The 4,142-nt window shown below is 39.5% G+C and carries 4 protein-coding genes; 2 read left to right on the forward strand and 2 right to left on the reverse strand.

Annotated features, from left to right (window positions below; translation table 11 throughout):
• Positions 1-199: 199 nt before the first annotated feature.
• On the reverse strand, positions 200-925 hold the full coding sequence (gene tpiA / locus C7B62_RS24780; RefSeq protein ID WP_106244076.1) for a triose-phosphate isomerase: 726 nt from the start codon (positions 923-925) through the stop codon (positions 200-202).
• Positions 926-1,330: 405 nt separating this feature from the next.
• Between tpiA and C7B62_RS24785 the strand changes: the two genes are divergently transcribed.
• Entirely contained in the window at positions 1,331-1,861 is a 531-nt protein-coding gene (locus C7B62_RS24785) for a DoxX family protein (RefSeq protein ID WP_233220150.1), read from the forward strand.
• 148 nt (positions 1,862-2,009) lie between these two features.
• Here the strand turns inward: C7B62_RS24785 and C7B62_RS24790 are convergent, their stop codons facing one another.
• Positions 2,010-3,548, reverse strand: coding sequence for a phosphomannomutase/phosphoglucomutase (locus C7B62_RS24790; protein ID WP_106244079.1), 1,539 nt, complete (start codon positions 3,546-3,548; stop codon positions 2,010-2,012).
• Between the two features lie 186 nt (positions 3,549-3,734).
• On the opposite strand from C7B62_RS24790, the gene C7B62_RS24795 reads away from it, so the two are divergent.
• Positions 3,735-4,103, forward strand: coding sequence for a phenylpyruvate tautomerase MIF-related protein (locus C7B62_RS24795; RefSeq protein WP_106244083.1), 369 nt, complete (start codon positions 3,735-3,737; stop codon positions 4,101-4,103).
• Positions 4,104-4,142: the final 39 nt, after the last annotated feature.

Genomic DNA, 4,142 nt, shown 5'->3' on the forward strand with positions numbered 1-4,142 from the left:
TGTTAGCTCCTGATGTTACGCACAATTGTTGATTGGCAAAGATTTAGCTCTGGAGAGATTATGGATATGGGAACAACAAATTAATATTCTCTCTCGATCTTCAACTCCCAAAACTAATAAATTTTTTGTTAAGTTGCGTAACATTAGTAATGATCAATTTACTTATGTCTATTTTTAGCTTAATTGATCGAGGCGATCGCTACTGATAGTTAACAATCCGAGCAAAGCTGCTTGCTGATAAACTAGCACCTCCAACCAAAGTACCGTCTATTTCTGGTTGCGCCATGATCTCGTCAACGTTTTTCGTATTCACTGAGCCGCCGTACTGAATCGAGACATTTTTATTGTCTAGCTGCTGACGAATAATTCCAATCACTCGATTAGCTTCTGAAGATTCGCAAGTATCGCCTGTGCCAATTGCCCAAATAGGCTCGTATGCAATAACTAAATTACTTTGGTCAACTTCAACTAAATTTTCTTTTAACTGGGTGATAATAATCTGCTCAGTTTCTCCTGCGTCTCTTTGTTCTTTAGTTTCTCCGACGCAAAGAATTGGCTTAAATCCATATTGTTGAGCTGCCTTCAACCTTAAATTGACGGTTTGATCTGTGTCGCCAAAGTATTGTCGTCTTTCACTATGACCTACAATTATATAATCAACACCGATTTCCGCCAGCATTGAACCTGAAATTTCGCCAGTATAAGCCCCTTCATCTGACCAATGAATGTTTTGAGCGCCTAACATAATTCTGCTGCCATGTAAATTTTTTGACATGGCGGTTAGGGAAGTAAAAGGCGCGCACAGCACTATTTCTTGATTTTCTTGCGTATCCTCAACTTCAGATTTAAACTCCTGCACAAAAGTCAGTGACTCTGCCTGATTTTTGTGCATCTTCCAATTACCAGCAATAATTACTTTTCGCACAATCTAAAAAATATTTTAAAATTCTCTGCAAATTTCAGTTTAAAGCTTTGTGGTGGTTAAGGCTAGGTTATTATTTCTGAAAAACAAAAAATTTATGAGAAATAAAATCTAAATTTATTAACCAAAATTAGCTTTTACAATAAAAATGCGCTAAATTTTAATATAGATTAACATTTTTTAATCTAAGTTTAGACTTTCGTCGAGGAATCCAATGTTATCGACGTAATAATTTTAGCTATTGGTCACAGCTAGACTCGTCGTTTGACGGCGATGCAACTTTGACTTGGCATCATTTCTTTGCTCATATTGTCTGAATTTAACCAACGCAACTTCCTAAGAAGGCTTCGTCGTCTAACGGCGGAATAACCTGCGGCAACTTCTACTATTTTCAAACCAAATAATACTATGTTGATTAATTCTCTAATTACTAAAGCTTTTCGCCCTAATACCAACCCTGAATTTTGGCAGCAAACCTCTTGGGCAATCCTCAGAGCAGTTGTCGGGATCGTGATGATTCATAACGGCATCGACAAACTAGCCAATATCGACAGTTTCGCCGAAGCTTATGTGGCTTATATTGGTTTACCTTTCCCCATATTTTTCAGCTACATTGCAGCCTTTACCGAGCTCATTGGCGCACCCCTATTGATCATTGGTCTTTTGGTTAGACCTGCTGCACTCGGTCTATTCTTCACCATGTGCGTAGCTATGTATCACCATATCTTGGTTGCTGGTTTGAGCATTCCTTATCTAGAGCTATCTGCTATCTATGCAGCCTGTTTCCTATTCTTCACCATTAACGGTGCTGGATTGTTTTCTACCGATGCGTTGATTACCAATTGGCTGGATAAATCTGCTTTGTCGACACAAGCTAAAAGAGTCATGCTGTTGGAGAAAAGCTTCAGTGCATCTGAATCTAACGTTGTCACTAAGTAAGTAAAGCATAATTATTATGAACACAACTTAAATATTGATACAACTGGGTTTAAAGCGCTATTTCTAACTGAAATAGCGCTTTTTTACGGAAATTTTAGTCAAATAAAATTGTTGCTTTTGGCATTGAAGATCAAACAATTTGTTTTCATCATCTTACATTTTGAAAAGCAGCCAGATCTAAGGCTTCAAAATCTTGCAGAAACTCTAGTAAACGAGTTGCAATACGCTCTACTCCTTGAGGTACGTTAGATTCAATATTTAGCGGGATAACTGGATCGTGCAGGGAAAGGCGCAATAAGAACCAGCCAACTTCTAGAGGAGAATTACAGGATATTCTGACTCCCTCATAGTTGTTGGGTACAACTGTCCAATCATTTTGAGAGTTAGCAAACTCTTGAAGTCGGGCAATTATCTGATTACCGTAAGCTTTGAAATCCTCAACCTGAATCTTTAAGCGAAACTCCTTACTTGTCACTGGCTCTTTTAAATCGGTAATTAGATCCGTTAAAAGTTTTTCCTGCTGTTTAGTTTTGGCTAGTTCAACCAGTAACTTAGTGGCTAAATATGCTCCATCATCGAGGAAATAATTCTCCTTCATTGCTCCATGTCCAGAAGTTTCGATCGCCAGCCAAGATTCCACCCCCGATTCGTTTAAGCGCATTGACTCTTCAATCACATTTTTATAACCGCGTTTAAAACGGTGATGCTTACCCCCTAAATGCTCGATAAACTGAGTCAAACCATCAGCAGTGATAGAGTCTGTAACTATAATAGAACCTGGATGTTCCTGTAAAACAATAGCTGAAATTAGAGCAATCAGACGATTACGATTTAGCTCATTACCCTGATGATCTACGGCTGCCACGCGATCAACATCCGTATCAAAAATAATGCCAAAATCAGCTTGATGATTAATTACAGCTTGACATATTGATACCATTGCCTCGTGATTTTCGGGGTTGGGAATATGATTAGGAAACATGCCATCAGGATCGAGAAACTGACTTCCCGTAATATCTGCACCTAGAGGTTGCAACACTTTGTCAGCATAAAACCCTCCTGCACCGTTGCCAGCATCAACGACTATTTTTAAACCAGTTAAAGGTTGCTCAAAATTAACAGGATGGTTAACTCCCTGACGTACCGTATCAACTAATCTAGCTGCATAGATGGAGATAAAGTCTCGGTTGCTAATTTTTCCCTGATTGACGTTGTTCAGTAAGCTTCCTGCCGCTGCAATATTTAAAATCTCAGTAATATCAGACTTCCCCAAACCCCCTTGAGGGGTGAAAAACTTCATGCCGTTGCGATTAAAAGGTAGATGGCTTGCAGTTAGCATAATTGCCCCATCACAGTTAAAACCATCTGTTACAGTACTCATAAACATTGCGGGAGTAGAAGCAAGATTGAAGTTATATACTTGACAACCAGCGATCGCAATTCCCTCAATCACAGCCTCACTTAAGCTTTCTCCTGAGAGGCGACTATCCCTACCAATAGCAATAGTTAGATCTGTGGCGGGTTTATTGCCTTGCTTGGTGAGCCAACGCACAAAAGCATTACCGAGAGTTTTTACCACTTCAGGAGTCAGGTTAACCACTTCATCGGCAACCCCTTCGAGAGCTACGCCACGGATATCAGAGCCATTTTGTAACTTTTGCCAATCAATAGTCTTAGTCGTTTGCATAGTTAAAACCAAATTTATGATGGATAGTTAAATTTTGCCCAGAGAGATTCACGAAGTCAGAGGAAGCCCCGTCGTTTTATATCCGAAGGTGTATCCTTTAGGACGGCGGGGTCTCTCTGACGCGCCAACACCATATATTAGTAGATATAGATCGCTAAAAATCTTGATTGAGATTAAAAAATAATTATGCCTTTAATTAAAGTTCAGTCCTCTGTTTCCCCATCTGAAGCAACAGTAAAACGCTTGTTAACTAGCCTATCTAGTAGTTTAGCCAAACACCTCGGTAAACCAGAATCTTATGTCATGACTGCTTTTGAAAGTGATGCGACCATGACCTTTGGTGGTACATTTGAACCCACCTGTTATGTAGAGATTAAAAGTATTGGCAGTATGAGTCCAGACCAAACTAAGGCGATGAGTCAAGATTTTTGTAGTCAAATTAGCGATGAATTAGCTGTTTCTGTCAACCGTATTTATCTTGAATTTGCCGATGCTAAGGGTTATATGTGGGGTTGGATTGACATCCTCCCGCCACTAATCGGAGTACCGATATAGTGGGGGATTCCTAAGACTCACGACTTAGGTTTCTGTTTC

Origin of the sequence: Pleurocapsa sp. CCALA 161 (assembly GCF_003003995.1) — a bacterium.
Lineage (GTDB): Bacteria > Cyanobacteriota > Cyanobacteriia > Cyanobacteriales > Xenococcaceae > Waterburya.

What these genes read in the sequence shown, in the direction of transcription:
- C7B62_RS24785 (WP_233220150.1), top strand. Translation starts at nt 1,331, where the DNA reads ATGTTGATTAATTCTCTAATTACTAAAGCTTTTCGCCCTAATACCAAC.
- C7B62_RS24790 (WP_106244079.1), bottom strand. Translation starts at nt 3,548, where the DNA reads ATGCAAACGACTAAGACTATTGATTGGCAAAAGTTACAAAATGGCTCT.
- C7B62_RS24795 (WP_106244083.1), top strand. Translation starts at nt 3,735, where the DNA reads ATGCCTTTAATTAAAGTTCAGTCCTCTGTTTCCCCATCTGAAGCAACA.